The 25,606-nt window shown below is 67.3% G+C and carries 22 protein-coding genes and 1 tRNA gene; 20 read left to right on the top strand and 3 right to left on the bottom strand.

Going from position 1 to position 25,606, the window contains the following annotated elements:
• The first annotated feature begins 34 nt into the window (after positions 1–34).
• The 4 genes from WFI54_RS06065 to WFI54_RS06050 all read left to right on the top strand — a co-directional run bounded on the left by WFI54_RS06065 (position 35) and on the right by WFI54_RS06050 (position 5,006).
• Positions 35–1,414 (top strand): M15 family metallopeptidase, encoded by a 1,380-nt coding sequence (locus WFI54_RS06065; RefSeq protein WP_336651897.1) that lies wholly within the window; start codon positions 35–37, stop codon positions 1,412–1,414.
• 66 nt (positions 1,415–1,480) lie between these two features.
• Entirely contained in the window at positions 1,481–2,611 is a 1,131-nt protein-coding gene (gene ispG / locus WFI54_RS06060; RefSeq protein ID WP_336652199.1) for a flavodoxin-dependent (E)-4-hydroxy-3-methylbut-2-enyl-diphosphate synthase, read from the top strand.
• Positions 2,612–2,668: 57 nt separating this feature from the next.
• The gene (locus WFI54_RS06055) at positions 2,669–3,814 is read left to right on the top strand and encodes a TIGR00730 family Rossman fold protein (RefSeq protein ID WP_336651896.1); all 1,146 of its coding nucleotides are present in this window, start codon (positions 2,669–2,671) and stop codon (positions 3,812–3,814) included.
• Between the two features lie 40 nt (positions 3,815–3,854).
• Positions 3,855–5,006 carry an amidase gene (locus WFI54_RS06050; protein WP_336651895.1) on the top strand — a complete coding sequence of 384 codons (1,152 nt, stop codon included), beginning with the start codon at positions 3,855–3,857 and terminating at the stop codon, positions 5,004–5,006.
• On the opposite strand, the gene WFI54_RS06045 is transcribed toward WFI54_RS06050, so the two are convergent.
• The gene (locus WFI54_RS06045) at positions 4,978–5,895 is read right to left on the bottom strand and encodes a LysR family transcriptional regulator (RefSeq protein ID WP_336651894.1); all 918 of its coding nucleotides are present in this window, start codon (positions 5,893–5,895) and stop codon (positions 4,978–4,980) included. The genes WFI54_RS06050 and WFI54_RS06045 overlap by 29 nt on opposite strands.
• Before the next feature lie 148 nt (positions 5,896–6,043).
• On the opposite strand from WFI54_RS06045, the gene WFI54_RS06040 reads away from it, so the two are divergent.
• The 7 genes from WFI54_RS06040 (at position 6,044) to WFI54_RS06010 (ending at position 13,362) form a co-directional block, all read left to right on the top strand.
• Positions 6,044–7,633: an amidohydrolase gene (locus tag WFI54_RS06040; RefSeq protein ID WP_336651893.1), complete on the top strand. Its 1,590-nt coding sequence runs from the start codon at positions 6,044–6,046 to the stop codon at positions 7,631–7,633.
• Between the two features lie 68 nt (positions 7,634–7,701).
• A complete protein-coding gene (locus WFI54_RS06035) occupies positions 7,702–8,667 on the top strand; it encodes an ABC transporter substrate-binding protein (RefSeq protein ID WP_336651892.1) in 966 nt (321 codons plus the stop codon).
• A 53-nt stretch (positions 8,668–8,720) separates the two neighbouring features.
• A complete protein-coding gene (locus WFI54_RS06030; protein ID WP_336651891.1) occupies positions 8,721–9,686 on the top strand; it encodes an amino acid ABC transporter permease in 966 nt (321 codons plus the stop codon).
• On the top strand, positions 9,683–10,447 hold the full coding sequence (locus tag WFI54_RS06025; protein WP_336651890.1) for an amino acid ABC transporter ATP-binding protein: 765 nt from the start codon (positions 9,683–9,685) through the stop codon (positions 10,445–10,447). Before WFI54_RS06030 ends, WFI54_RS06025 begins: the two co-directional genes overlap by 4 nt.
• Positions 10,444–11,205 (top strand): aspartate/glutamate racemase family protein, encoded by a 762-nt coding sequence (locus tag WFI54_RS06020; RefSeq protein ID WP_336651889.1) that lies wholly within the window; start codon positions 10,444–10,446, stop codon positions 11,203–11,205. Before WFI54_RS06025 ends, WFI54_RS06020 begins: the two co-directional genes overlap by 4 nt.
• The gene (locus WFI54_RS06015) at positions 11,193–12,242 is read left to right on the top strand and encodes a P1 family peptidase (RefSeq protein WP_336651888.1); all 1,050 of its coding nucleotides are present in this window, start codon (positions 11,193–11,195) and stop codon (positions 12,240–12,242) included. The genes WFI54_RS06020 and WFI54_RS06015 overlap by 13 nt, the downstream gene beginning before the upstream one ends.
• A gap of 139 nt (positions 12,243–12,381) precedes the next feature.
• Entirely contained in the window at positions 12,382–13,362 is a 981-nt protein-coding gene (locus WFI54_RS06010) for a GGDEF domain-containing protein (RefSeq protein ID WP_336651887.1), read from the top strand.
• A gap of 50 nt (positions 13,363–13,412) precedes the next feature.
• On the opposite strand, the gene WFI54_RS06005 is transcribed toward WFI54_RS06010, so the two are convergent.
• The gene (locus tag WFI54_RS06005; protein WP_336651886.1) at positions 13,413–15,785 is read right to left on the bottom strand and encodes an excinuclease ABC subunit UvrA; all 2,373 of its coding nucleotides are present in this window, start codon (positions 15,783–15,785) and stop codon (positions 13,413–13,415) included.
• A 109-nt stretch (positions 15,786–15,894) separates the two neighbouring features.
• Between WFI54_RS06005 and WFI54_RS06000 the strand changes: the two genes are divergently transcribed.
• Both WFI54_RS06000 and WFI54_RS05995 read left to right on the top strand, forming a co-directional pair.
• Positions 15,895–16,809, top strand: a complete 915-nt coding sequence (locus WFI54_RS06000; protein WP_336651885.1) for a CPBP family intramembrane glutamic endopeptidase — start codon at positions 15,895–15,897, stop codon at positions 16,807–16,809.
• A gap of 234 nt (positions 16,810–17,043) precedes the next feature.
• Entirely contained in the window at positions 17,044–17,637 is a 594-nt protein-coding gene (locus WFI54_RS05995; protein WP_336651884.1) for an HD domain-containing protein, read from the top strand.
• 88 nt (positions 17,638–17,725) lie between these two features.
• Here WFI54_RS05995 and aroQ read toward each other — a convergent pair whose 3' ends face one another.
• Positions 17,726–18,166: a type II 3-dehydroquinate dehydratase gene (aroQ, locus tag WFI54_RS05990; protein WP_336651883.1), complete on the bottom strand. Its 441-nt coding sequence runs from the start codon at positions 18,164–18,166 to the stop codon at positions 17,726–17,728.
• A gap of 168 nt (positions 18,167–18,334) precedes the next feature.
• Between aroQ and trmB the strand changes: the two genes are divergently transcribed.
• The 7 genes from trmB (at position 18,335) to WFI54_RS05955 (ending at position 25,606) form a co-directional block, all read left to right on the top strand.
• On the top strand, positions 18,335–19,081 hold the full coding sequence (gene trmB, locus WFI54_RS05985; RefSeq protein ID WP_336651882.1) for a tRNA (guanosine(46)-N7)-methyltransferase TrmB: 747 nt from the start codon (positions 18,335–18,337) through the stop codon (positions 19,079–19,081).
• Between the two features lie 30 nt (positions 19,082–19,111).
• Positions 19,112–20,482, top strand: a complete 1,371-nt coding sequence (locus WFI54_RS05980; protein ID WP_336651881.1) for an MFS transporter — start codon at positions 19,112–19,114, stop codon at positions 20,480–20,482.
• Positions 20,483–21,276: 794 nt separating this feature from the next.
• Positions 21,277–21,573: a metal-sensitive transcriptional regulator gene (locus WFI54_RS05975; protein WP_336651880.1), complete on the top strand. Its 297-nt coding sequence runs from the start codon at positions 21,277–21,279 to the stop codon at positions 21,571–21,573.
• Between the two features lie 58 nt (positions 21,574–21,631).
• Positions 21,632–21,704 (top strand) — tRNA-Arg (locus WFI54_RS05970).
• A gap of 122 nt (positions 21,705–21,826) precedes the next feature.
• Positions 21,827–22,606, top strand: coding sequence for a hypothetical protein (locus WFI54_RS05965; protein WP_336651879.1), 780 nt, complete (start codon positions 21,827–21,829; stop codon positions 22,604–22,606).
• Between the two features lie 76 nt (positions 22,607–22,682).
• Positions 22,683–23,939: a cation:proton antiporter domain-containing protein gene (locus WFI54_RS05960; protein ID WP_336651878.1), complete on the top strand. Its 1,257-nt coding sequence runs from the start codon at positions 22,683–22,685 to the stop codon at positions 23,937–23,939.
• The gene (locus WFI54_RS05955; protein WP_336651877.1) at positions 23,936–25,606 is read left to right on the top strand and encodes an amidohydrolase; all 1,671 of its coding nucleotides are present in this window, start codon (positions 23,936–23,938) and stop codon (positions 25,604–25,606) included. The genes WFI54_RS05960 and WFI54_RS05955 overlap by 4 nt, the downstream gene beginning before the upstream one ends.

The following is a 25,606-nucleotide window of genomic DNA, read 5'->3' as shown; positions in this document are numbered from 1 at the left end:
TCTCGGAGCGGGGTGCCCGCCTAGACTTGGCGTCGTGAACGAGCACTTCTCCGAGCAACAGGCGCCTGAGCCGCGGGTATCCGAACCGCAGGCGCCCGCGCAGCCCGCCGAAGCTGCCCGCAGGCGCCGCGTGATTGTTTGGGGTGCGGCCGCTCTTGCGGCGGTTCTGGCGGGAGCCCTGGTGTGTGTCGCGGTGAGCGCAGCTGAGGAGCGGAATGCCCGCGACGCCTACCGTGCCGCTGTGGCGCGGTGGCAGGCCATCGGTGGTGACGCTGCGCCGGGTTCGCTGTCGTCTGAACTGCAAGGGCTCGACGGTGAGATCGCGGCCGCTCGGGAATTGGCGGCGGTGCTGCCCGAGGCTCTGGTGGGGGTCGACGCGAGAACTGCGCTTGAAGGTGCAGCAACAGCGGCTCAGCAGACGGCGGCGCAGCACGGCGGGGCGGGCGACACACGGGGGCCGGCATCCGTTGCTGAACCCGAGGATGCTGCAAAGCTGCGTGCCGCGACCCAGCGGATCGAGGCCGCGATCGCCGCACGCGAAGGGGCAGCGCAGAGCGATGACGCTGCGCTTGCGGCTGTCACCGAGCAGCGCCGCGCGGTTGTGGCCGCTGTGGATACTGCGCGTGGCGCACTTGTGACTGTTGTGGCGGATCAGGCGGCGGGGTTGACGGGAGCATCGGCCGAGGCCCGTCAGGCGCTTGCCGCGGCGGGCGAATCGCTCGCTGCGGCGCCTGTGGCGGAGGCGGCCGCGTCGGCGACGGCGCTCACCGCCGCCCTCGACGCTGCGCGAGCCGAGCACGAGGCCGCCGCCGGGCCGGCCGCCGCGGCGAACATCGACGATCCGGCTTCGATCGCCGTAGTGGTGAACAAGCAGCGGCCCCTGCAGCCGATCTCGTGGGAGCCCGGTGATCTGCGCATGCCGGCGGGCATCCCCAACCCCAATGGCCAGCCGCTGCGAGCAGAGGCTGCCACCGCGCTCGAAGCGATGTACGCCGAGGCTGCGGCGGCGGGCGTGCCCTTCATCATCACCAGTGGGTATCGCGGTTACGGCCTGCAGACGTCGCTGTTCGAGAGTTACACGGCGCGCGACGGGCTCGCCGCTGCCGAGACGTATTCGGCGCGCCCGGGGCACTCGGAGCACCAGACGGGGCTAGCCGCCGACCTCGACGACGGCTCGGGGTGCTCGCTCGACAGCTGCTTCGGTGACACCGCGGCGGGTCGCTGGCTGCGTGAGAACGCTCACCGCTTCGGGTTCATTCTGCGCTATGACGCCGGCCAGCAGCCTGTGGTCGGTTTCATCTACGAACCGTGGCACTTCCGCTACGTCGGCGCGCAGGTGGCCGGCGATATGCGGGCGCGCGGGATCGCGAACCTCGAAGACTACTTCGGCCTGCCCGCCGCTCCGACTTACTGAGGCGTCATCGGGCGGCGTTCAGCGGTCGGCGCTAGACTCGTGTGCGTGGCAGCAGTGAATCTAGGAATGCCGAAGATCCCCGAGGTCCTCGCCCCCCGGCGCAAGACCCGCCAGATCAAAGTCGGTTCGGTGATGGTGGGCGGCGACGCCCCTGTGTCGGTGCAGTCGATGACCACGACCCCCACCACGGACATCAACGCGACGCTGCAGCAGATCGCCGAGCTCACGGCCTCGGGCTGTGACATCGTGCGCGTTGCGTGCCCCTCGCGCGACGATGCCGAGGTGCTGCCGATCATCGCGAAGAAGAGCCAGATCCCGGTGATCGCCGATATCCACTTCCAGCCGAACTACGTGTTCGCCGCAATCGATGCCGGCTGCGCTGCGGTGCGCGTCAATCCGGGCAACATCCGCAAGTTCGACGATCAGGTGGGTGAGATCGCGCGACGCGCGAAGGCCGCCGGTGTCTCGATCCGCATCGGTGTGAACGCGGGATCGCTCGATCCGCGCCTGCTGCAGAAGTATGGCAAGGCCACGCCTGAGGCGCTTGTTGAGAGCGCCGTCTGGGAGGCGTCGCTGTTCGAAGAGCACGACTTCCACGACTTCAAGATCTCGGTGAAGCACAATGACCCGATCGTGATGGTGAAGGCGTATCGTCAGCTCGCCGAGCGGGGCGATTGGCCGCTGCACCTCGGTGTGACCGAGGCCGGCCCCGCGTTCCAGGGCACGATCAAGAGCGCCACGGCGTTTGGCATCCTGCTTTCGGAGGGCATCGGCGACACGATCCGCGTCTCGCTTTCGGCACCCCCGGTCGAAGAGGTGAAGGTAGGGCTGCAGATTCTGCAGTCGCTCAATCTGCGCGAGCGCAAGCTTGAGATTGTTTCGTGCCCGTCGTGTGGTCGCGCACAGGTTGACGTGTACACGCTGGCCGAGCAGGTGACGCAGGGGCTCGAGGGCATGAGCGTGCCGTTGCGCGTTGCCGTGATGGGCTGCGTGGTAAACGGCCCAGGCGAGGCGCGCGAGGCCGATCTGGGTGTTGCGAGCGGCAACGGCAAGGGCCAGATCTTCGTGAAGGGCGAGGTTATCAAGACCGTGCCCGAGAGTGAGATCGTCGCAACGCTCATTGAAGAGGCGAACCGTATCGCCGACGAGATGGGCCATACGGCGGGAACGGGCAAGCCCGAGGTCGTCACGATCTGAGCAGGGGCTCTCACCGCGGCCGTGCGTGTCGCACCCTTGGCCTCGTAGACTCGAAGCATGGACGACGGGGGAGTGATCGCGGGCCGCGATGATCTGCGGGAGCGGATCGCCGCTCTGCTCGATGAGGCCGGTGTGCGCGGGCAGCGCAAGCTGGTTTCGCAGCTCGTCGAGACGAGTCTGGGGCTGGGACAGGATGGTGCGAGCCGCGCCAATCTGAAGCTTTCGGCGGCGGCGCTCACCGAGATGCGCCGAGCCTTCGATATTTTCGCGGCGCACGAGGGTACGCCGAAGGTCACGATCTTCGGTTCGGCGCGCATTCGGGCCGGTGACCCGCTCTGGGAGCAGGCCGAAGCTGTTGCAAAGGGTCTTGCCGAGCGTGGCTGGATGCTGGTGACGGGGGCTGGCCCCGGCATCATGGAGGCCGCGGTTCGGGGTGCCGGCCCGGAGCATTCTCTGGGCGTGTCAATCAGGCTGCCGTTCGAGGAGAAGCCGAACGACATGGTGAACCAGGACGGCAATCGTGTGGCGATGAAGTATTTCTTCACGCGCAAGCTCATGCTCGTGAAAGAGTCGAGCGGGTTCGTGTGCCTGCCGGGCGGCTTCGGCACGCTCGACGAAACCTTCGAACTGCTCACCCTGCAGCAGACGGGGAAGGCGGTGCCGACTCCGATTGTGCTGCTCGATCGGCCCGGTGGCACGTTCTGGCGAGGCTTCGAAACCTTTGTGCGTGAGCAGCTCGCCGACTATGGGATGGTGGCGCCCGGCGATCTTGATCGGGTGCTGATCACTGATTCGGTCGATGCTGCAGTGGCCGAGATTGCCGGGTTCTGGAGCAACTACGATTCGCTGCGGTGGGTTCCGGATCGCGGGGCGACTGCCGAGCTCGCTCCTGGGGCGCAGCCCGAGCCGGGCGCACCTGCCGCCCCGGCGCTCACCCTGCCAGTGCAGTACGACCGTTTGGTGCTGCGGTTGCGGCGTGCGCCGAGCGAGCGGCAAGTCGCCGAGCTGAGCGATCGCTTTGCCTGGCTGCTCGCGCGGGGACGTATCGAGTGTGCGCAGCCCTCGCCGGAGGAGCTCGCCGACAGAGACCGTATCGATCTGCCGCGTATCACGCTGGTGCCGCAGCGGCGCGCGATCGGCGAGCTGCACCAGCTCATCAGGGCCGTGAATGCGCTCGCGGAAGAGGAGACGCTGCCGGGGTGATGATCGCCCTGCGCCCCGCCCACCCGCTACTGTGGTGCGGGTGAGCGGAACGGATGCGCCTGCGGGCATCGTGATCACCGAGCTGTCGGGTGTTGAAACCGGTAACGGTGTGCTGAGCGGGCTGCGTCTCGCGGTGAAAGACAATATCGACGTCGAGGGTGCGCCCACGACGGGCGGATCCCGCATCTGCGGTCACGAAGCGGCTCTGGCGACCGCGCCCACTGTGGCGGCGCTTGCGAGCGCTGGAGCGAGGCCCGTCGCCAAGGTGAACCTGCACGAGTTTGCCTACGGGGTGAGCAGCGACAACCCCTGGCACGGCAGGGTGCCCAACCCTCGGTACTCCGGCCACGTGCCGGGTGGTTCCTCCGGCGGCAGTGCAGCGGCGGTCGCTGCTGGGCTTGCGGAGTTGGCGCTCGGCACCGATACGGCGGGCTCGATCCGCATTCCTGCTGCGTGCACGGGAACCGTGGGGCTGCGTCCGCGCAACGGGGTGCTCAACCTTGCCGGCGTGCAGCCGTTGTGCCCTTCATTCGACACCGTGGGGCCGATGGCGGCGAGTGTCTCGCTTGTCGCCGAGGCCTGGCGGGTGCTCGCCGACGGCGCGCCGGGCGGGCGGGCGCCCGGGCTGGTGGAGGGAAAAGCTGCGGGTGCCGAGCGGGTGGGCGTTTGCGGTGATCCCGACCCTGCCGCGCTGCGCCTGCTGGGCGAGCTCGGTGTGGAGCTCGTGCCCGTGACCCTGCCGCTCGCTGAAATTGAAGAGGCGTTCTGGCCGGCGTTTCGCGCCGAGATCGCGCGCGAGCATCAGGTGAGCTATCCGCGTTTGGCCGAGGAATACGATCCGAATGTGGCCGCGAAGCTGGCGGGCACGCAGGGGGTCTCCGTTGAACGGTACCGTGCAAGCCGCGATCGGCTTGCGGCCCTGCGCCAGCAGCTGCTCGATAACTGGGATCGGCTCGGAGTCACCGCCGTGGTGAGCCCGGTGCTGGGGATGCCGCTGCCCCGCGTCGGTGAACGCGAAGAGGACTATCGTGATCTGCTTGGGCTCTACGCGGTGCCGGCTTCGGCGCTTGATCTGGCCGCGCTCGCGATCGGCGATCTGCAGATCACCGCGCGCAGCGAAAGCGAGGTGCTCGCACTGGGAATTGCGCTCGAAGGGGCCGGGCTCACGCCGGTGCCACCGCGTCTCGGCTGATCGCCTCACGGAGTCGGCGCACGAGACGCTGCGCGGGCTGTTGCGGCGCGCGCCGCGAGACGAGCGCCCACACGCGCCGCGACAGTGCGAGCTCGGGCACGTCGAGTACGCGCACGCCGGAGGGAAGCTCACCAAGCGCCACCTCGGGCATGAATGACGCGACGTAGCCGCTGCCGATGAGTTTCAGTGCGACCGTGAAGTCATCGCAGCGTGCGACGACTCTGGGGCGCAGTTCGCGGGCCGAGAATGCGCTCTCGATCTCGGCGATATCGCTGGAACCGGGGTGGTGCAGGGTCCACGGTCGGCCCACCAGTTGGGCGGCGCTCACGGGGCCGTGCCCGTGCAGATCCCAGCTTTCGGGAACCACGACGCGGTAGCGGTCTTCGCCGAGGTATTCGGGGTGCACGGAGTCGGGCCACGATAGCCCGCTGTCACCGACCTGGTAGACGAGCGACACGTCGACCTCTTCGCCATTGCGGAGGGCTTGGATGGCGGGGGAGGGATCGCGCACCGTGAGACGCACCCCCAGCAGCGGCTCGTCGCCGAGCTGCTCGGCCAGAAATTCTGGAAAGAGGCGGTGCGCGAGGCTGGCGTAGATGCTGAGGCGCAGTTCTGCGCGAGTATCGAGCCCGGCACCGGCCGCGGCTTCGAGCAGCGTGTCGAGGTCGGCGAGAACCGTGATGGCGTGCTGCGCCATGACCTCGGCGGCCTGGGTGGGGCGCGCGCTGCGCGCCGTGCGTTCGAAGAGGCGGATCCCGGAGTCGTGCTCCAGTGCGGCCATTTGCTGCGAGACCGCAGACGGCGTGTAGCCGAGGCGGTTGGCGGCTCCCGCGAAGGAGCCCAGGCGCACGACCTCGAGCAGCGTGCGCAGGTGGATCGGATTGAGCATGAGGGCCTCCGCTCGTGAGAAGCATCAGTTCTGCTGATGCTCAGCGTAGCCGATTCGCGCAGACGTGAAGTGGAATACCGAGAGTGTTTTGCCCTAGCCTGAGCCTTGGGCAGGCTTCGAAGGCGATGCGAGAGGGTAAGTGATACTAATGGTTTCCACACTGTTCCAACATGGGATGATCCGCTCGCTTGAGTCAGAGAACACCGTGTACGAGGCCATGCTCGTCACCGACGGGCGCATCGTCGCCCTCGGAACTGAAGCCGAACTGCGCCAGCTCGCCCCCGCAGACACCGAGATCGTCGCACTCGACGGCGGCGTAGTGTTGCCCGGCTTCCACGACGCGCACTTCCACATCGGCAACCTCGCTCGTGAGCTCGAAGCGCCCGATCTGCGCGGCGCCGCCTCTCTCGACGAAACGCTCACCCGGCTGCGCAACTGGGCAGACACCCACCCCGGCGAAGGATGGGTGCTCGGCGGCCGCTGGGATCGCAATCTCTGGCCCGCCGGTCAGATGCCCACCCGCCAGGCCCTCGATACACTCTTCGGCGAGCGCCCGGTGTCCCTCCCCAGCGTCGACGGCCACGCCGTCTGGGCGAACACCGCGGGTCTGCGAGCCGCGGGCATCGATGCCGCAACCCCAGACCCCGTCGGCGGTCGCATCGAGCGCGAGGCCGACAGCAACGAACCGAGCGGCCTCCTGCTCGAAGCCGCGGGCGACCACATCCGCGACTGTTCGGAGGCCGCGCTTGTCGCCGAGCTGCACGAGCTCCTCGAACGCGCCCAGCAGACCCTCCTCGCCTGCGGCATCACGCAGATCACTAACTTCGAAGGCGAAGACGTGCGCGCAGGCCTCGAACGTCTGCGCTCCGACGGACGCCTCGCGATCCGCGTCCACATCGGCGTCGCGATGAGCGACCTCGACCTTGCCATCACCGAGGGCAGGCGCACCGGCCGCGGTGACGACTGGCTCACCGATGGCCCAGTGAAGCTCTTCTCAGATGGCGCGCTCGGATCGCACACCGCGCACCTGCACGACGACTTCACGGGCGAGCCGGGCAACCACGGCATTGAGGTGATTCCCTTCGACGAACTCTGCGAGCTCGTGGAACGGGCCGTCAGCAACGGCATCGCCGTCGCCACCCACGCCATCGGCGACCGCGCCAACACCCTCGTACTCGACGCTTACGAACGCCACCGCGACCTCACCGCTGCAGCCGGCCTCACCAACCGCATCGAGCACGCACAGCATCTGCGCTGGGACGATGTGCCACGATTCGCCGCACTCGGGGTTGTCGCCTCGCAGCAGCCCATCCACTGCACAAGCGACTTCCCGCTGAGCAACGAACTGCTCGGCGACCGCGACATCGCCCACTACCCCTGGCGCTCGCTGCTCGACTCGGGGGCGCTCGTCGCCTTCGGATCCGACGCCCCCGTCGAACCCGCGAATCCGCTCTACGGAGTGCACGCCGCTGTCACCCGCGAAACCCGCGAGGGGCAGCCCCCCGGCGGCCGCGAGCCCGAGCAGCGGCTCACCCTGCTCGAAGCGCTGCGGGCCTTCACCGAGGGCGGCGCACGAGCCGCGGGCCTCGCCCACAATGTCGGCAGACTCGCCCCGGGCTTCCTCGCAGACTTCATCGTGCTCGACCGCGACATCTTCGCCGTCGAACCGCACGAGATTCCCGCGATCACGGTGCGCACCACCGTCGTCGGCGGCCGCATCGTCCACTGCGCAGCCTGACGCTGCACAGCAGGATCCACTCCGCGCACACCGAGGTGCGCATCCACCACCCACGAATGGAGAACCAGATGAAGAACAGCACGCGAGCACTGCAGCTCTCGGGAGCGATCGTCGCGGGGGTCGCCCTGCTCGGACTGACGGCCTGCGGCGGGCAGTCTCTCAGCGATACGGGTTCCGGGGCGAAGGCCTCGGGTGAGGTCGAGTTCATGGCCGTGCCCGACGAGGAGAAGGCCAAAGACATTATCGAGGGCATCGAGCCCTCTGAGAAGGCTGCGGCGCTGCTGCCCGAGCAGTTCAAGAACGACGGCCTGCGCTGGGTCACCTCCGTCGGCTACCCGCCCATGGAGGAGTGGGCTTCTGACGGTGAGGGCATCATCGGCGTCGATCCCGCTCTTGGCCACGCCATCTCCCGCACGCTCGGCGTCTCGATGACCATCGAAGACCAGGAGTTCAACTCGATGATCCCCGGTCTGATCTCGAAGCGCTACGACGTGCTCGCGAGCTCGATGACCGACAACGCCGAGCGCCGCGAGACCACCACCTTCATCAATTACGTGAGCGCCGGCAACGCCTTCCTCGTCGCCACCGGCAACCCCGAGTCGATCAAGGTTCCCGCCGATCTGTGCGGCAAGATCGTCGCCGTCGTCGACTCCGGCTCCTCCGCCGGTCTCGCCGAGGAGTACTCGGCCGAGTGCGAGGCCGCTGGCAAGGCCCCCTACGAGATCCTCGCCTTCGACGGCGACTCGCCCGCCAACCTCGCGGTGCAGAGCGGCCGCGCCGTCGCCACGATCACCGACTACCCCGTCGCAGCTGCCCGCGCGGCCGACCCCGAGAACAAGATGGAGGCCATCGCGATCGAGGGCGGCGAGAGCCTGTGGGGCCTCGGTGTCGACAAGTCGAACCAGGAGCTGGCGGAGGCGATCCAGGCCGCGCTGCAGGAGCTCATCGACAACGGCACCTACCTCGAGATCCTCGAGGCCTGGAGTGTCGAGGGCATGGCCATCGACGAGGCCACCATCAACGCCGGCGCCTGAGCCGCACCGCGGGCATCGCACACGAGAACGCAGGAACCGAGAGGAGGACCGCGATGAGCGGCACTCGAACAGAACCCTTCCGAGGGCCAGGAGGCGCGACGATCGAGATCGCACCCAGGCTGCACGTCAGCCGATGGGTGGTGGGAGCCATCGCGGTCGCCGCCGTGCTCTGGGCCGTGTCGATCGTGGTGTTCAACGAGAACATCAGGTGGAATCGGGTCTGGGAGTACCTCTTCTCCCCGAGAATTCTCGAGGGCGTCGTGGTCACCATCTGGGTGAGCATCGCGGCCACGATTCTCGGCCTCGTACTCGGTGTGGTGCTCGCGGTGATGAAGCTGTCGAAGAACCCGGTGCTGCGGTGGATCGCGGAGGGCTACATCTGGTTCTTCCGCGGCACCCCGGTGCTCGTGCAGCTCATCTTCTGGTTCAACCTGGCATTCCTGCTGCCCTACATCACGCTGCAGGTGCCGTTCACTCAGATCGGCGTGCGCTGGGACACGAACCAGCTCATCAGCGGCTCCGTGGCGGCACTGCTCGGTCTCGGGCTCAACCTCGCCGCCTACTTCGCTGAGACGGTGCGCGCCGGCATTCAAGCGGTCGACCGCGGTCAGCGCGAGGCGGCGCTCGCGGGCGGTATGACTCAGGGCCAGACCATGCGTCTGATCGTGCTGCCGCAGGCGCTGCGCATCATCATCCCGCCGACGGGCAACGAGTTCATCTCGATGCTGAAGACGACCTCGCTCATCGTGGTTGTTGCGGGCAATGACCTGATGACCAATGCGAGCCGCATTTACAAGCAGAACAACCTCATCATCGAGTTGCTCATTGTGGCGAGCCTCTGGTACATGCTCATGACGGCGATCGCCACCTATCTGCAGTCGCTGCTCGAAAAGCGCTTCGGCGAAGACCGGGTGCGCCTGGTGCGCGGCCCGGGCTTCAGCCAGCAGCTGATCCGTGCCGCGACGGGAGCGATCACCCTGCCCAAGAGCAAGAAGGCTGAGAAGGAGGCGGCGCGATGAGCGAACTGTTGGTGGACGCGCGCGGAGTGCGCAAGTCTTTCGGACCAAACGAGGTGCTGCGGGGAGTCGACTTCACCGTGCGTGCGGGTGAGGTGAGCTGTATCATCGGCCCCTCTGGCTCGGGCAAATCGACGTTCCTGCGCACGATCAACGCGCTCGAGACCATCGACGCCGGCAGCCTGGTGGTGCAGGGCGAGCAGGTGGGCTATGAGTTGCGCGGTGGGAAGTATCACGAGTGGTCTGACGCGCAGCTTGCGAAGTTCAGGTCGCGGATCGGCATGGTCTTTCAACGCTTCAACCTGTACGGCCACTACGACGCGATCGAAAACGTCGCGGCGAGCCTGATCCACGTGAAGCGCATGTCGAAGGCAGAAGCGCATGCCCGCGCCGAACAGGAGCTCGCTGGTGTGGGGCTCGCGGATCACATGCGTAAGAAGCCGCACCAGCTTTCGGGCGGGCAGCAGCAGCGCGTCGCTATTGCGCGGGCATTGGCTATGGACCCGGAATTGATTCTCTTCGATGAGCCGACGAGCGCCCTTGACCCCGAGCTTGTCGATGAGGTGCTGGAGACCATGCGTCAGCTCGCGGATGGCGGTATGACGATGATCGTGGTGACGCACGAGATCGGCTTCGCGCGGGAGGTGGGTGACACGCTCAGCTTCTTCGATGAGGGCAAGGTGCTTGAGCATGGCACCCCGGAGAGCGTGCTTTCCGGCAGCGACTCGCAGCGGATCCGGGGCTTCCTGGATCGGGTCCGGTGAGCGCGATCCGCGGGGGCGACCGCGCGGTGATCGGGGTGCTGGGCGGGATGGGGCCGGCGGCGACCGCCGACTTCTACGCGAAGATCGTGCAGGCCACACCCGCGCAGCGCGACCAGGATCACCCCCGCACGCTGATCTGGTCGGATCCTTCGATTCCTGATCGCACCGGGGCCCTTCTTGCGAGCGGGCCTCACCCCGGCCCGCAGCTTGCGGCTGGTGCGCGGATGCTGGAGCGCTCCGGAGCCGATGTCATCGCGGTGCCGTGCAACACCGCCCACGCCTTTCTCCCGGAGATCAGGGCAGCGGTGGGTATTCCGGTGCTCGACATGGTGCTCGAGACGCGGAATCGGGTGTGGGAGATGTTGGAGCCCGGGGGTCGGGCTGGGTTGCTCGCCACCGATGGCACGATCCGGGCACGGCTGTACGAGGAGGCTTTCGCTCAGCGTGGTGAACCGCTGCTCGTGCCCGATGCTGCTGAGCAGGCTCGGGTGATGGAAGCGATCCGCCAGGTGAAGGGCGACCCTGGCAGCGCTGCCGCGGCGCAGACGCTGTGCGCAGCGGTTGCCGAGCTTGCCGAGCGTGGCGCTGGCGTGGTGATTGCGGGGTGCACTGAGATTCCGGTCGCGCTCGCCGCTGCGCAGGGCCTTGCGGTCCCTGTAGTCGACTCGACCGAGGTGCTGGCGCAGGCGGCAGTGCAGTGGGCTCTGACCCACTCGAGCAGCAAACAAAATGAGGAGATCGAACGATGGAGCGCATAACGGCGCAGGAGAGGCCTCGGCTGGATGAGCTGGGGATCGGGTCGGGCAAATATGCCCGAGGCCCGATCAATGCGATCACCGACGTGGCAGGCGTGCGGGTGGGGCATGCGACGATCTCGGACGAGCGTTACAACACGGGCGTCACCGCGATTGTGCCGGAGCAGCTCAACCCCGAGCGGCGTTCGCTGCCGGCCGCGCTGGCGGTGGGCAATGGCTACGGCAAGATCGTGGGTGCGACGCAGTTGCAGGAGCTCGGCGCGATTGAGACTCCGATCCTGCTGACGAGCACGCTGTCGGCGTTCCGGGTCGCCGATGCACTGGTGGCACAGTTGCTCACGCAGCCGGGTCACGAGCAGACGACCACGATCAATCCTGTTGTCGGCGAAACGAACGACGGCGCGCTTTCGGCGATCCGCGACCGCCCTGTGGGGCCTGAGCAGGTTGCTGAGGCACTCGCTTCGGCTTCTGGTGGCCCCGTCGCCGAGGGGTGTGTGGGCGCAGGCACGGGCACCACCGCGCTTGGCTACAAGGGTGGCATCGGCACTGCGTCGCGTCTCGCCGCGATCGGCGAGACTCCGTACACGGTCGGTGCGATCGTGCAGAGCAATTTCACTGGCATGTTGCGGATCGCGGGAGTACCGATGCCAGCGGCCGAGATGTTGCCCGAGCCCTCGGCCGAGACGATCGGCAATTCGTGCATGATCGTTGTTGCAACCGATGCGCCGCTTGAGTCTCGCCAGCTTGCGCGCGTCGCGCGTCGCGCGGTCTACGCGATGCGCGGAGTGGGCGCCGACTTTGATCAGGGCAGCGGTGACTACGCGATCGCGTTCTCGACTGCCGAGCCGGTCGCGCCGCCGCGCGATGAAGATCTCTCGCCCCTGTTTCACGCCACTATGCTCGCGGTTGAGGAGGCACTGATCAATTCGGTGTTGCGCGCTACGACGCGCCGCGGGCCGGAGGGGCGGATCGGGCACGAGATCCCTATCGATGAGGTGCGCCGCCGCTTGGCCGCAGCCGGGGCAGCGGAGCTCGAGTAGTCAGCGTCGTCGTCTCGCCGAATCGGAAGATTCCCTGTTCCCAGCCAGATCCCAGGCCTTTCATAGCCCAGCGATAAGCGTCTTTTGCACCGTAGGATAGAGATGCTACACAGGTGTGTGGAAGATAGGGGAATCGCAGATGAGCAGCGGGGCGGGTGTACTGGCGAACGTCCGCGAGCGTGCCACGATGTACTCCGTCGCAACCGCGACGCTGTGCGGAGTCTTCGCTGTGCTGCTGCTGGCTGACATGCTGCTGGATGGCGGCCCCCGACTCGGCGTGCCCCTCACGATCGTGGTGATGGTCCTCTCGGTGATTGGCGCGATCGGCTTTCTGCTGCTGGGCGACCGTTTCGGCCTGTGGCCGGCAGCCGTGATCGTCGCCGCTAACGGCGTGCTGATGGTGCTCGACTTCACGGTGCTGCGCTCACCAGACAACACGGTCGGTTCCGTCATTCAGATGCCGGTGCTTGCGCTCTACCTCGGCATTTTTCTGAAGCCGCTCGCGGCGAGAATCATCGAAGCCGTTGTGCTTGTGGCGGTGCTCTCCGCAGCGGTGATCGGTCATGTCGGAGCCGACGTCTTCTACGGCGGGCGCAACCTGCTTAAGATCCTCATCTTCGTGTGGCTCTGCCTGGAAGCCGGCATCTACGCCCAGAAGCGCTTCAAGCTTGAGACGCACCGCGACGGCCTCACCGGTCTGCTGAACCGGCAGGGGCTCATCGATCGCGCTTACGTCGAGCGAGCGCGCGCCACCCGCTTTGAGCACCCCGTGAGCGTGGCGATGATCGACCTCGATCGTTTCAAGCAGGTCAATGACACGAAGGGGCACAGCGCCGGCGACCATGTGCTGCGCGATCTCGCGATGCAGTGGAAGTCGCAGTTGCGCGAGAGCGACATCATCGCCCGGCTCGGCGGTGACGAGTTCGTGGTGGTGCTGCCAGAAACCGATGAGACCACCGGGCGCAAGGTCATGGAGCGACTCAACAAGCAGAGCACCCACCCCTGGTCATGGGGTTTGGTCGAGTGGCGGCCCGAGGAGAAGCTGGGGCTGGTGATCGCGAGAGCCGACCGCGAGATGTACCGTGACAAGGCCACCCGCCGGGAACCTGCGGAGCGCTAAACGCGGGTGGTGCGGGCCGAAGCCGCAGTGCGGTGCCGGGGCGCCGCGACTCAGGCCACGGCACCCACGTACTCGGCAAGGTGCTCGCCGGTCAGTGTCGCACGCGACTCGACGAGATCCCGCGGCGAGCCCTCGAACACGATAGTGCCGCCCTGCTGCCCGGCCCCCGGCCCGATATCGATGATCCAGTCGGCGTGGGCCATGACCGCCTGATGGTGCTCGATCACGATCACGCTCTTGCCCGCGTCGACGAGCCTGTCGAGCAAGCCCAGCAGCTGCTCGACATCGGCGAGGTGCAGTCCCGTGGTGGGCTCATCGAGCACGTAGACCTCGGCGTCTTCGAGCATGTGGATGGCGAGCTTGAGGCGTTGCCGTTCGCCGCCGGACAGCGTCGAGAGTGCCTGGCCCAGCTTGATGTAGCCGATGCCGACATCGACGAGCCTGCTGAGAATCTTCACCGCCTTCGGAATCTTCGATTCCGGTGCCGAGAAGAACTCCAGTGCCTCAGCCATCGACAGATCGAGCACCTCGGCGATGTTCTTGCCGCCGAGTGTGTACTGCAGCACCTCGGCGTCATAGCGTTTGCCGTCACACACCTGGCACACGCTCTCCATTGTCGCCATCATGCCGAGGTCGGTGTAGATGATGCCCGCCCCCTTGCACTCGGGGCAGGCACCCTCTGAGTTCGCGCTGAAGAGTGCCGGCTTCACGCCGTTCGCCTTCGCGAACGCGGTGCGCACGGGATCGAGAAGGCCCGTGTAGGTGGCAGGGTTCGAGCGGCGCGAGCCCTTGATCGCGCCCTGGTCGACCGCCACAACACCGTCACGATTCGACACGTAGCCGTGGACGAGCGAGCTCTTGCCTGAGCCGGCCACGCCGGTGATCGCGCACAGCACGCCGAGCGGCACGTCAACGTCGACCCCCTGCAGGTTGTGGCGATCCGCCCCTCGCACCTCGATCGCTCCTGATGAGCTGCGCACCGCGTCTTTCAGACGAGCGCGGTCGTCGAGGTGCTGGCCGGTGAGCGTGCCAGAGGCGCGCAGCGCATCGACGGTGCCCTCGAAGCAGATCTCGCCGCCGTCGGCGCCGGCCCGGGGCCCGAGATCGACCACGTGGTCTGCAATCGCGATCATTTCGGGCTTGTGCTCGACGACGAGCACCGTGTTGCCCTTGTCGCGCAGCTTCAGCAGCAGCTGGTTCATGCGCTGGATGTCGTGCGGGTGCAGGCCGATGGAGGGCTCGTCGAAGACGTAGGTGGCGTCGGTGATGGGGGAGCCGAGGTGGCGGATCATCTTCGTGCGCTGCGACTCGCCGCCGGAGAGGGTGCCCGTGGGGCGATCGAGACTCAGGTAGCCGAGACCGATCTGCACGAAGGAGTCGAGAGTTTCGCAGAGTTTCGCGATGAGCGGTGCCATGCCGGGATCGTCGATGCCGCGCACCCACTCGGCAAGGTCTGAAATCTGCATCGTGCACACATCGGCGATCGAACAGCCATGGATCTTCGAGGAACGGGCGGTCTCGTTGAGGCGGGTGCCGTCGCAGCCGGGGCAGGCGTGGAACACGATCGCGCGATCCACGAACGCCCGGATATGGGGCTGCATCGCCTCGCGATCTTTGGAGAGCATCGACTTCTGAATGCGAGGGATGAGCCCCTCATAGGTGAGGTTGACGCCCTCGACCTTGATCTTTGTGGGTTCTTTACGAAGGAGGTCGTCGAGCTCGGCGGGTGTGAAGTCGCGGATCGGCTTGTCCATGTCGAAGAGATCGGCGAACAGCCGCCCCCACCAGCCGTCCATGCTGTAGCCGGGCACCTTCAACGCCCCCTCCGAGAGGGACTTGTCAGCATCGTAGAGTTCGTCGAGGGCGAAGTCGCTCACCGAGCCTCGACCCTCGCAGACGGCGCACATGCCACCCAGAATCTCGAAACTGCGGCGCTCCTTCACCGTCTTGCCGCCCTTCTCGAGCGTGACTGCACCGGCGCCGCTCACCGAAGCCACGTTGAAAGAGAACGCGTTGGGTGAACCGATGCGCGGCTGGCCGAGCCGCGAGAACACGATGCGCAGCATCGCATTCACATCGGTGGCGGTGCCCACGGTCGAGCGCGGATTGGCGCCCATGCGCTCCTGATCGACGATGATCGCCGTGGTCAGCCCCTCGAGCACATCGACGTCTGGGCGCGATTGCGAAGGCATGAAGCCCTGCACGAAGGCGCTGTAGGTCTCGTTGATGAGGCGCTGCGACTCAGCGGCGATGGTGCTGAACACGAGCGAACTCTTGCCCGAGCCCGAAACCCCTGTGAAGACCGTGAGCCGGCGCTTGGGCAGCTCAACGCTGACGTTCTTCAAATTGTGCTCGCGAGCACCCTGCACCCTGATGCGGTCATGGCTGTCAGCAGGGTGTGCGGTGGTGCGTTCCTCGGTCATGGGGAAAGCGTAGCGCGGGCCTCCGACATTGCACTTCTTCATTCCTGATCGGTGCGTACCGAGAACTTTCGGCCCGCGACGAGCGCCGCCAGGCGCTAGCCTGAGAGGCATGCCGAGCACCACAGCGGGATCGCAGCTGCAGCCGGGAGCGGTGATCGCAGCCCTGCTCACCGTGCTCGCCGCACCGGCATTCTTCGTCGCCGAGCTGCCGCTGCTCGGCATCGCGCTGCTCGCGGGCGGCATGCTCACCGCTTGGGTGGTGTCGAGCCGCCCCCGGAGCGCTGAGCCCGGCGCAGCTGCGGGATCCGCCACCGCGGGAGCGCGATCAGCCGCCGATCGAGCCGCATCCGCCACCCGCATGCCCAGCCTGCTGCGCGACCTCTCCCTCATCGCGATCGGCCTGCTCATCGTGCGCACCATTCCGCTCGCCGCAGAACTCGACAACTGGTCGATGCTGAAGTTCACCCTCGCCCTGGGCGGCGCCGTCGCCGTGCCCTACGCCATCTCGCGCTGGGGGTACCGCGACCGCGCCATTGCCTTCCCGTGGCGGGCGGGCCAGCGCTGGGGGCGACTGCACTGGTCGTGGCTTGCGGCGGTGCTCGTGCTGGGGTGGCTCATCCTGCCCTGGTACTTCATCGGCTCCGGCGTGTACCGCAACTGGCCCGCCGTCGATGACGGCGACCTCATCGCCCGCCTCTTCGTCGGCGTCGGCGCCGTCGGCATCTGGGATGAGCTGTTTTTCATCTGCACCGTGTTCGCGGTGCTGCTGCGGCACTTCCCGCCCTGGCTCGCGAACGTGCTGCAGGCGATCGTCTTCGTGTCGTTCCTGTGGGAACTCGGCTATCGCGCTTGGGGCCCGCTGCTCACGATCCCGTTCGCGCTCGTGCAGGGCATCATCTTCCTGCGCACGCACTCGCTTGCCTATGTCGTGACCGTGCACCTGCTCTTCGACGCGGTGGTGTTTGCCGTGCTCGTGCACGCCCACAACCCGCAGCTCTTCGACGTGTTCGTGACGGCGCCGTAGGGGCTGCCCCGCCCCGCCCCGCCCCTCTTCGAGTCGGCCTATTCGTACCGAGTCTGCCGACGATTCGCGCGCATTCCGGGCCGGGTCTATACTTGCGGGCCGACTCAATTCCCAGAAGAGCGGGAAGGGGCGGATCAGCTGACGGCGGGTCGTGGCTTGCCGGAGCATCCCGGTCTTTCGTATGCTCAGGCGAGCGCAGTTGTGCCGTCATCCGTGTTGAGACAGGAGCCCACCGTGTCCCTTCCGCGTTCGAGCCTCGTCGAGAGCGCCGCCGCCCACGTCTCCGCGCATCTCGCGGAGCCCGTGCTCCACCATTCCGTGCGCGTCGCTGAGTTCGCGACACGCATCTCCGAGTTCGAACAGCTCCGGATCGACCCCGACCTCCTCTGGGTTGCGAGCCTGTTCCACGACTTCGGGACCGTCGCCGGGGCCGAGACTCCCGAACGATTCGAGGTCGTCGGGGCCCGGGAGGCGGTGCGATTTCTCGGCACGCACGGTGTGCAGGGCGACGCCGCGCAGGAAGTGTGGGACGCGATCGCGCTCCACACTTCCCCGCATATCGCCGAAGCACGAGGCGGCCTCACCCGGGCGATCCGGCTCGGCGTGCTCATGGACTTCGGCGACGACGTGCTCGCGGACTCCGCCGCGATCCGGGCTGAGCTGGAGCTCACCGCGCCAAGGCTGGACATCGAAGTCGTGCTCGCGGACGCCGTCGTCGGGCAGGCGGCCGCCTGCCCGGAGAAGGCTCCGCCGTCGAGCTGGCCGGGAGACCTATACTCATGGCATCTCGAGCATCCCGAGCACCGCGGGAGGAACGCCGCCTTCTGAGCCGCCGCATCCGCGTTCGAGCGGCGCGAGATCCCCTACGCCGGCGACGACCACAGCAGGTGCCCCTTCCGGCTCGTCCCGGTACGGCCTAGTCGGAGAGGAGCACCGCGAGACGGCGCACCGCGAACTCGTATCCCTGCACGCCGCACCCGACGATCACGCAGCTCGCGATTTCCGACACGAAGGAGCGGTGGCGGAACTCCTCGCGCGCGTGCACATTCGAGATGTGCACCTCCGCGATCGGCAGCCCGACGCCCGAGAGCGCGTCGCGGATCGCCACCGAGGTGTGGGTGAAGGCGGCGGGGTTGATGATGATCGCAGCGCACTCCTCGCGTGCGGCGTGGATCGCGTCGATGAGCGCGCCCTCGTGGTTCGACTGCACCGCGCGTACCTCAAGGCCGAAGGCCGCGGCGGTGCGCTCGACGAGCGCCTCGACGTCTGCGAGGGTGTCCGCGCCGTAGATCTCGGGCTCGCGCGTGCCGAGCAGGTTGAGGTTCGGGCCGTTTACCAGGAGCAGCCTTCTGGACATGGTGCGTTCCCTCCGCGTCGACGTGTGCCTCCATGGTACCGCCGGGGTGCTGCTCTCTCACTCCTGCCCCTTTTCCCACTTCCGCACCGACGGAGCGCGGCGCTCTCCCGCCTCGTGTCACATCAGAGGGCCACGCCGCGACCGCCTGCAGTGGGCTACCGTAGATGGGTGACTGACCAGCAGCCCCTGCCACACAAGAGCTTTGACCCCTCGACCTTCCGCGATAAGCCCGTCTCCTTCGTGCGCCGTAGCGGTCGCATGACCCCTTCGCAGGTGCGGGCCTGGGAGGAGCACCGTGCGAAGTACGTGCTCGATATTCCGCACGGGGCCGCCGCCACGAGCGTCGCAGACGGAGCGACAGGGGATCCGCAGCAGATTTTCGGGCGGATCGCGCCGCTGGTTGTCGAGGTCGGCTCGGGCCAGGGGCACGCGATTCTGCACGCTGCCGAGACGCGGCCCGACACCGACTTCCTCGCGGTCGAGGTGTTCCGCGCCGGGCTCGCGCGCACCATGATCCGCGCCGAGCTCGCCGAGCTCGACAATCTGCGCCTCGCCGAGGTCAACGCCCCCGAACTGCTCGAGAAATACCTCCCCGAGGGCTCGGTGTCGGAGATCTGGGTGTTCTTCCCCGACCCCTGGAAGAAGGAGCGCCACAAGAAGCGCCGCCTCGTGAGCGACGACTTCGCGCGCATCGCGCACCGCGCGCTGCAACCTGGCGGCGTGCTGCGCCTCGCAACCGACTGGGAGGACTACGCCGAGCAGATGCGTGAGGTGCTCGACGCGGCCCCGGGCTTTACGCGCAACTTCACGGGGGAGTGGGCGGATCGCTTTGACGGGCGCGTGCTCACCGCCTTCGAGCAGAAGGGCGCCGAGAAGGGTCGCGAGATCCGCGATCTCAGCTACCGGCGCGCGTGAATGTCGGGGGTCGCCTCTAACATGTGAATCATGAGCGAATCCGGCCCCTCCCTCTCGCAGCGCCTCGACGCACTGCCCTTCACCCGCAAGCACGGGCGCGTGCTGACGGGCTCGGGCCTCGGGTGGGCGCTCGACGCAATGGACGTCGGCCTCATCTCCTTCATCATTGCCGCGCTGGTGCAGCAGTGGGGCATCTCGAAAGGAGAGAGTGGCCTCATCGCCTCGGTGGGCTTTCTTGGCATGGCGATCGGCGCGAGCCTCGGCGGCCTGCTCGCCGACCGTCTCGGCCGCCGCCAAGTGTTCGCGATCACGTTGCTGGTCTACGGTGTGGCGACGGGGGCCAGCGCGCTCGTCGGCGGCATCGCGATGCTGCTCGTGCTGCGTTTCTTCGTGGGCCTGGGGCTCGGGGCTGAGCTGCCCGTCGCCTCGACCTATGTGAGCGAGTTCGCACCCGCCCGTATCCGTGGGCGACTCATCGTGATTCTCGAAGCCTTTTGGGCGGTGGGGTGGACCGCTGCGGCACTCATCGGCTACTTCGTGGTGCCCGCTTCAGAGAACGGCTGGCGCTGGGCTTTCGCGCTGGGTGCGATCCCCGCTGTGTACGCCCTCGTGGTGCGCTGGGGGCTGCCCGAGTCTTCGCGCTGGCTCGCCGGCCGGGGGCGCACCGCAGAAGCTGAGCGGATCGTCGCGCAGTTCGAGGCATCCGCAGGGGCTTCCCGCACATCACCGGTGCCTGCGGTGGGTGCCGGTGCTGCGCCAGACGTCGCAGGCAGCGGGCTGTCGGGGGCGAATGTCGCGGCGCGGTCGCGGGTCGCGGCGCTCTGGTCGCCCGAGTTCCGTCTGCGCACGGCATCGATCTGGCTGGTCTGGTTCTGCGTCAATTTCGCCTACTACGGCGCGTTCATCTGGATCCCCAGCATTCTCGTCGATGCCGGCTTCGATCTCGTGCGCTCCTTCGGTTTCACCCTCATCATCACGCTCGCTCAGCTGCCGGGCTATGCGGTGGCGGCCTGGCTCATTGAGGTGTGGGGGCGGCGGCTCACGCTGTCGGTGTTCTTGCTCGGCTCTGCGGGTTCAGCGGTGGTGTTCGGCACGGTGCACGCCGAGGCGGCGATTATTGCCTCAGGTATGGCACTGTCGTTCTTCAACCTGGGGGCGTGGGGTGCGCTCTACGCGGTGACCCCGGAGATCTATCCGACCTCACTGCGCGCCACCGGCGCGGGTTGGGCGGCCGGAGTGGGGCGGATCGCTTCCATCGTCGCGCCGCTCGTTGTGCCCCTGATGCTCGTTGCCGGGGGAGCGGGCCTGACGTTCGCGGTGTTCGCGGTGTTCTTCTTCGTCGCGGCGGGTGCCGCATGGGGTCTGGTAGACCGGCGCGGCCAGGCGCTCGACGACCGCTAGAGCACCGGGGCCCGCCCCGTGCGCCGAGCCCGCCACCCCGAGTCTCCCCACGTCAGCGCTCACGCAACAGCACCGATCGACGTTGGTGCACGTCGAATCAGGGAATCGAGGTGCACCAACGTCGATCGGTGCGTGAAGTGCGGAGGCCGGTGGTTAGCGAGGGCAGCTGCACCGCTCGGCGGCGGGCACACCAGCCAGGGCTTCTTCGACGTGTTCGCCGCAGCCCACCCAGCTCGGCTTTTCGCAGTTCTGGCAGCTCACTCGCTGGCACATAGCGGTTCTCCTTCGGTCCAGGTTCCGCGGTCGCGGATCGCAGCTTCTATTGTGGAGGCTGCCGTCGCGATCCGCTATTCCACGATGACGGGTTCGTTGCCCGGGATCGCCGTCCAGCCGAGGGAACCCCCGTTGAATTCGACGACGTCGTGCCCTGCCCTGCGCGGCGCGGCGCACTCGCGGTGACGCTGCCGCGCACGGCGTCGATGCCGACGCACACGGGGTGGTCGCGCATGATCTCGGCTTCGACGCGCGAGCCGCTCAGCAGCAGGAGGTGGCGGTAGTTTCGGCCGCGGTGTGCGTGCCGCCGCATCAGTCGTTTCTGGGCACCAAAGCCCTCACTGCGGCGACGTGCTGGCCGCAGTCGGCTCAAGTTGGTTTGGTGCATACGCGGCATTGGGTGGGGCGGCACATGGGGTTACTCTCGATTCGCAACAAATCCCCGGTGGTATCCGTGTCGGTAAATATACCCCCTGGGGTATCATGGTTGTCAAGTTCGATTCCCAGAAGGAGGTTCCGACATGAACGATGCGGACAGTGATACGGGTGCTGTATTCGGTCACGACCCCGAGGCCAAGCGAAAGGTCGTGAACAGGCTCAAGCGCGCGCAGGGGCAGCTCGCGGCTGTGATCGACGCCGTCGAGGGCGACGCGCACTGCCGAGACGTGGTGCAGCAGCTGGCCGCGGTGTCGAAAGCCCTCGACCGTGCCGGGTTCCTGGTGATCTCCTCGTCGCTCAAGGAGTGCCTGCTGAACCCCGACGCCGATGGCTCGCCGCAGCCGGACGAACTCGAGAAGCTCTTCCTGTCGCTCGCCTGAGGCCGTGGCGCTGGCGACCCTGCGAAGTGCGCTAGGCTAGTCGCGGCTGCCAGTGCTCGCCTCCGTAGCTCAGGGGATAGAGCGCCGGTTTCCGGTACCGTAGGTCGGGGGTTCGAATCCCTCCGGGGGCACGATATGCAGCCATGATGTGGGGCGTTTGGGTGGAAACACCCAAACGCCCCACAGGTGGTTCTGGCACTGGATAGGCTCGCTGCAGACGGCGCCGCCCGCGCGTCGCGGAGGGCGAAGCGATATGAGCGAAGTGACCGATACGACTACGGCAGTCGCAGCTGCGCGTGGCTCACGCCGCAGGCTGGGGTTCTGGGTACTCGTCGGCGTGCTCGCGGCCTCCGGAGTAGCCATGGCGTTCATCGTGCTGTTCGGCCTGGCGGAGTCGCAGGCGTTCTCGCTCACCTGGCGGGTGTTCATCGCCGATGTGTTCCTCATCGCGTCACTGGCGGCGCAGCACGTGTGGCTGAGGCGCGCCATCTGGGTCGGCACCGCGGTCACGTTCCTGCTGGGTGTACTCGTCACTTTCTGGCCTGACGACGCCTACTACGTCGAGTACGACATTTCCTCTGGCCTCGACTCCGAGCAGTCGCAGCGCACAGCATTCGGTCTGCTCAACGATCTGAACACTGCCGCGTACATCATGCTGGTGGCGCTCGTCGTGCTCGGCTTCCTTTCGCTCGGATACCGCTATCTTTACCATGAGCGGCTGTTGCGACTCATCTACATCGCAACATTCGTCGCTGGCCTCGCAGCTGCGTCCAGTTGGGCGATCGAAGCGATTGCGCAGAGCTGGCTCGACAGCCCGGTGCAGCTCGGCATCCTGATTCTCGCGCTCACCGCGGCAGCGATTGTGATTATCGCGGCGCTGGTGCAGCGGAAAGCGTGGAAGGATCGCGAGGCGGCGACTCCGGATCGTGCGGCGCCGGTGTCGGGGCTCACAACTGCGCGCTTCGACGACCCCGAGCTGCGCGCACTGGTGCGACGCTACGTGGACGAGTATCTGGAGGAGCGCGGCCGGTGATCCGCGATTTCCGCGTCTCCGTGCGGTCCCCGGATCGTTCGCCGTTGCGGCCCACAGCATCCTCTAGAGTTGGCTCATGACCGGCCTCATCATCGCTGCAATGCTTGCGATCCTGATCTGGTCGATGCTGAGCTCTCGGCTGCGGCGCTGGCAGATTTCCGGCCCTGTTTCCATGGTCGCGTGCGGCCTCGTCGCTGGGTTCGTGGTTTCTGGCGAGTTGATCGCCGGGCTCAACACGGATCTCGCTGAGCGCACAGTCGAGCTGATTCTCGCCGTGATCCTGTTCGTCGATGCCACCGAGGTGCGGGGCGGCTTCCTCGCTGGGGAGCGGGGGATTGTCGCCCGTTTGCTGGGAATCGCGCTCCCGCTGTCGCTGGTGCTTGCGGTGCTGTGCGGGATCCCGCTTCTGGGCGGATCGCCGCTGCTGGTGGTGGTGATCGTCGCGCTCGTGGTGATGCCCGTCGACTTCGCACCGGCGGGGGAGCTGCTGCGCGATTCCCGCATTCCGCAACGTCTGCGTCACAGCCTCACCGTCGAGAGCGGGTACGCCGATGCGATCCGTTCGCCGCTGTTCGCTGTGGCGCTGCTCGCCGCCTCGGCACCCTCGCAGGAGCAGTCGCTGCTCGATGTTGTGGGGCACGCGATCCCCGAGATCGGCTTCGCGGTGCTCGTGGGTGTCGGCACCGGGTTGCTCGCAGGCCTACTCGCGCGTGCGGCGATGGCGCGCGGCTGGACGTCGACGCACGGCATCAGGCTGGGAACGGCGCTGCTGCCGTTCATCGTCTACGGCGGGGCCATCGCGCTGCACGGCAACGGCTTCTTGGCGGCGTTTCTCGCGGGTATCGCCTACAAGAGCACTCGTGTCAGGCGTGAGCCCTCGGGCGACGAGGTGATGCGCGAGGAGGTTTCGTTGCTCGACGAGATCGGGGTGCTCTCCTCACTGGTCATGTGGTTCGTGTTCGGTGCGGCGGCAGCGCTGGTGTTCCTCGCTCCGCTCGACTGGGCCGCGGTGCTGTACGGCCTGCTCGCGCTCACACTGCTGCGGGGCGTGCCGGCGCTCATCGCCCTGCTCGGAAGCCGCACCGGGCTACGAGAACGCGTAACGCTCGGGGTGCTGGGACCGCGGGGCACCTCAACAATCATGTTCGGGCTACTTGCCTTCAACGATCTTGACGACGACCCCGCGAACACCGTGCTGTACGTCACGGTAGTCACGGTGCTCGGCAGCGTGCTGCTGCACGGGGTGCTCGGATCGCGGCTCGTCTCGGCGCTCGGCTGGCGGGGCGGTCTGCCTGGCGCGCGATCCGCAATGACCGGAACAACGCAAGCATGAGTCACGCAGCGGTGCCGGGTGTTGATGCGGTCTTTGAGAACGGGTGGATCTACACCGGACTCGAAGATGGGCCGCGGTTGGCGGGTCTCGCGATCGGGGGTGGGCGGATCCTCAGCTGCGACCCCGAGGAGATTGCCCGGCTCGCTCCCCGGGCAGCCCAGCGCATCGACCTCGACGGTCGGCTGCTGCTGCCCGGATTCCAGGATGCCCACGCCCACCCCGTGATCGCCGGCACCGAGCTGCTCGGCTGTGATCTCTCGGGCTGCGCCGACGCTGAAGCTGCGCTCGCCGCGATCAAGGCCTATGCCGAAGCCAACCCCGAGCGGGAATGGATCATTGGAGCGGGCTGGTCGATGGATGCCTTTCCCGGCGGCACCCCCACGCGCAGACTGCTCGACGCGATCGTGCCTGATAGGCCAGTGCTCCTCGAGAACCGCGACCACCACAGCGCCTGGGCCAACACGCGCGCCTTCGCCGCCGCCGGCATCGACGCAGGCACCCCCGATCCGCCCGACGGGCGCTTCGAACGCGAAGCCGACGGCACCCCCGCAGGCACAATGCACGACGGGGCGATGTTCCTCTTCGAAGCGGTGCGCGCAACACCGAGCGACGAAGACGCCTACGCCGGCCTCCTCGAAGCGCAGCGACGCATGCTCGCGCTCGGGGTGACAGCCTGGCAAGACGCCGCAATCGGAAGCCTCATGGGTCGCCCCGACACCCTGCCCATCTATCTGCGGGCGCTCGCAGCGGGCACTCTGCACGCCCGCGTGCGCGGGGCACAGTGGTGGGATCGCACTGCGGGCCTCGCGCAGCTCGCGGGGCTGATCGAGCGCCGTGACGCGGTGGCGGCCTTGCACCCGCCCGAGCGCTTCTCGCTCGGCACCGTGAAGATCATGGTCGACGGCGTAGCGGAAAGCCGCACCGCCGCCATGCACGGCCACTACCGCGACGCTGCCGGGGCATCGACGGGCAGCACCGGCCTCGCGTTCTTCCCGCCGGCGCAGCTCGCCGAGTTCGTCACAGCGATCGATGCGAGCGGCATGCAACTGCACTTCCACGCCCTCGGCGACCGGGCAGTCACCGACGCGCTCGACGCGCTGGAGCACGCCCTGCGCACGAACGGCAAGCAACACCTGCGGCACCACCTCGCCCACCTCGAAACCGTAGCCCCAGCAGACCTTGCACGCTTCGCCGAGCTGGGAGCGACCGCGAATCTGCAGCCACTGTGGGCTGCGCACGATGCGCAGCTCGATGAGCTCGTCATCCCCTTCCTCCCCGCCGGCGTCGAAGCGACCCTGTACCCCTTCGCGGCACTCGCGTCCGCCGGAGCAACGCTCGCCGCAGGCAGCGACTGGCCGGTGTCGTCGCCGGACCCCGTGCAGGCGATCCACGTCGCCGTGAACCGTCGACGGCCAGCTTCTGCGGCACCGCCACTGGGCGAGGCGCAAGCGCTCACCGTCACCCAGGCCGTGAACGCCTACACCTCCGGTTCGGCTCGCGTCAACCACCTCGACACCGTCACAGGCCAACTCAGGCCGGGTGCGTTCGCCGACATCGCGATCCTCGATCGAAATCTCTTCGCCATCGATGCCGCCGAGCTGCACACGGCCGTTGTCGACGAGACCTGGATCGCGGGGCAGCGGGTGTACTCACGTTCCGGCGACTGA

Origin of the sequence: Leucobacter sp. MMO-125, from assembly GCF_037148395.1 — a bacterium.
GTDB lineage: Bacteria > Actinomycetota > Actinomycetes > Actinomycetales > Microbacteriaceae > Leucobacter.
This window is presented reverse-complemented; position numbering and strand designations above follow the sequence as displayed.

Excerpts from the sequence above, each read along its gene's own strand:
- aroQ (WP_336651883.1), bottom strand. The coding sequence starts at position 18,166 with ATGTCCAGAAGGCTGCTCCTGGTAAACGGCCCGAACCTCAACCTGCTC.
- WFI54_RS06000 (WP_336651885.1), top strand. The coding sequence starts at position 15,895 with ATGCCGAGCACCACAGCGGGATCGCAGCTGCAGCCGGGAGCGGTGATC.
- WFI54_RS06040 (WP_336651893.1), top strand. The coding sequence starts at position 6,044 with ATGGTTTCCACACTGTTCCAACATGGGATGATCCGCTCGCTTGAGTCA.
- WFI54_RS06015 (WP_336651888.1), top strand. The coding sequence starts at position 11,193 with ATGGAGCGCATAACGGCGCAGGAGAGGCCTCGGCTGGATGAGCTGGGG.
- WFI54_RS06010 (WP_336651887.1), top strand. The coding sequence starts at position 12,382 with ATGAGCAGCGGGGCGGGTGTACTGGCGAACGTCCGCGAGCGTGCCACG.
- WFI54_RS06025 (WP_336651890.1), top strand. The coding sequence starts at position 9,683 with ATGAGCGAACTGTTGGTGGACGCGCGCGGAGTGCGCAAGTCTTTCGGA.
- ispG (WP_336652199.1), top strand. The coding sequence starts at position 1,481 with ATGCCGAAGATCCCCGAGGTCCTCGCCCCCCGGCGCAAGACCCGCCAG.
- WFI54_RS05955 (WP_336651877.1), top strand. The coding sequence starts at position 23,936 with ATGAGTCACGCAGCGGTGCCGGGTGTTGATGCGGTCTTTGAGAACGGG.
- WFI54_RS05980 (WP_336651881.1), top strand. The coding sequence starts at position 19,112 with ATGAGCGAATCCGGCCCCTCCCTCTCGCAGCGCCTCGACGCACTGCCC.
- WFI54_RS06045 (WP_336651894.1), bottom strand. The coding sequence starts at position 5,895 with ATGCTCAATCCGATCCACCTGCGCACGCTGCTCGAGGTCGTGCGCCTG.
- WFI54_RS05975 (WP_336651880.1), top strand. The coding sequence starts at position 21,277 with ATGAACGATGCGGACAGTGATACGGGTGCTGTATTCGGTCACGACCCC.
- WFI54_RS06005 (WP_336651886.1), bottom strand. The coding sequence starts at position 15,785 with ATGACCGAGGAACGCACCACCGCACACCCTGCTGACAGCCATGACCGC.
- WFI54_RS06035 (WP_336651892.1), top strand. The coding sequence starts at position 7,702 with ATGAAGAACAGCACGCGAGCACTGCAGCTCTCGGGAGCGATCGTCGCG.
- WFI54_RS05960 (WP_336651878.1), top strand. The coding sequence starts at position 22,683 with ATGACCGGCCTCATCATCGCTGCAATGCTTGCGATCCTGATCTGGTCG.
- WFI54_RS06030 (WP_336651891.1), top strand. The coding sequence starts at position 8,721 with ATGAGCGGCACTCGAACAGAACCCTTCCGAGGGCCAGGAGGCGCGACG.
- WFI54_RS05965 (WP_336651879.1), top strand. The coding sequence starts at position 21,827 with ATGAGCGAAGTGACCGATACGACTACGGCAGTCGCAGCTGCGCGTGGC.
- WFI54_RS06055 (WP_336651896.1), top strand. The coding sequence starts at position 2,669 with ATGGACGACGGGGGAGTGATCGCGGGCCGCGATGATCTGCGGGAGCGG.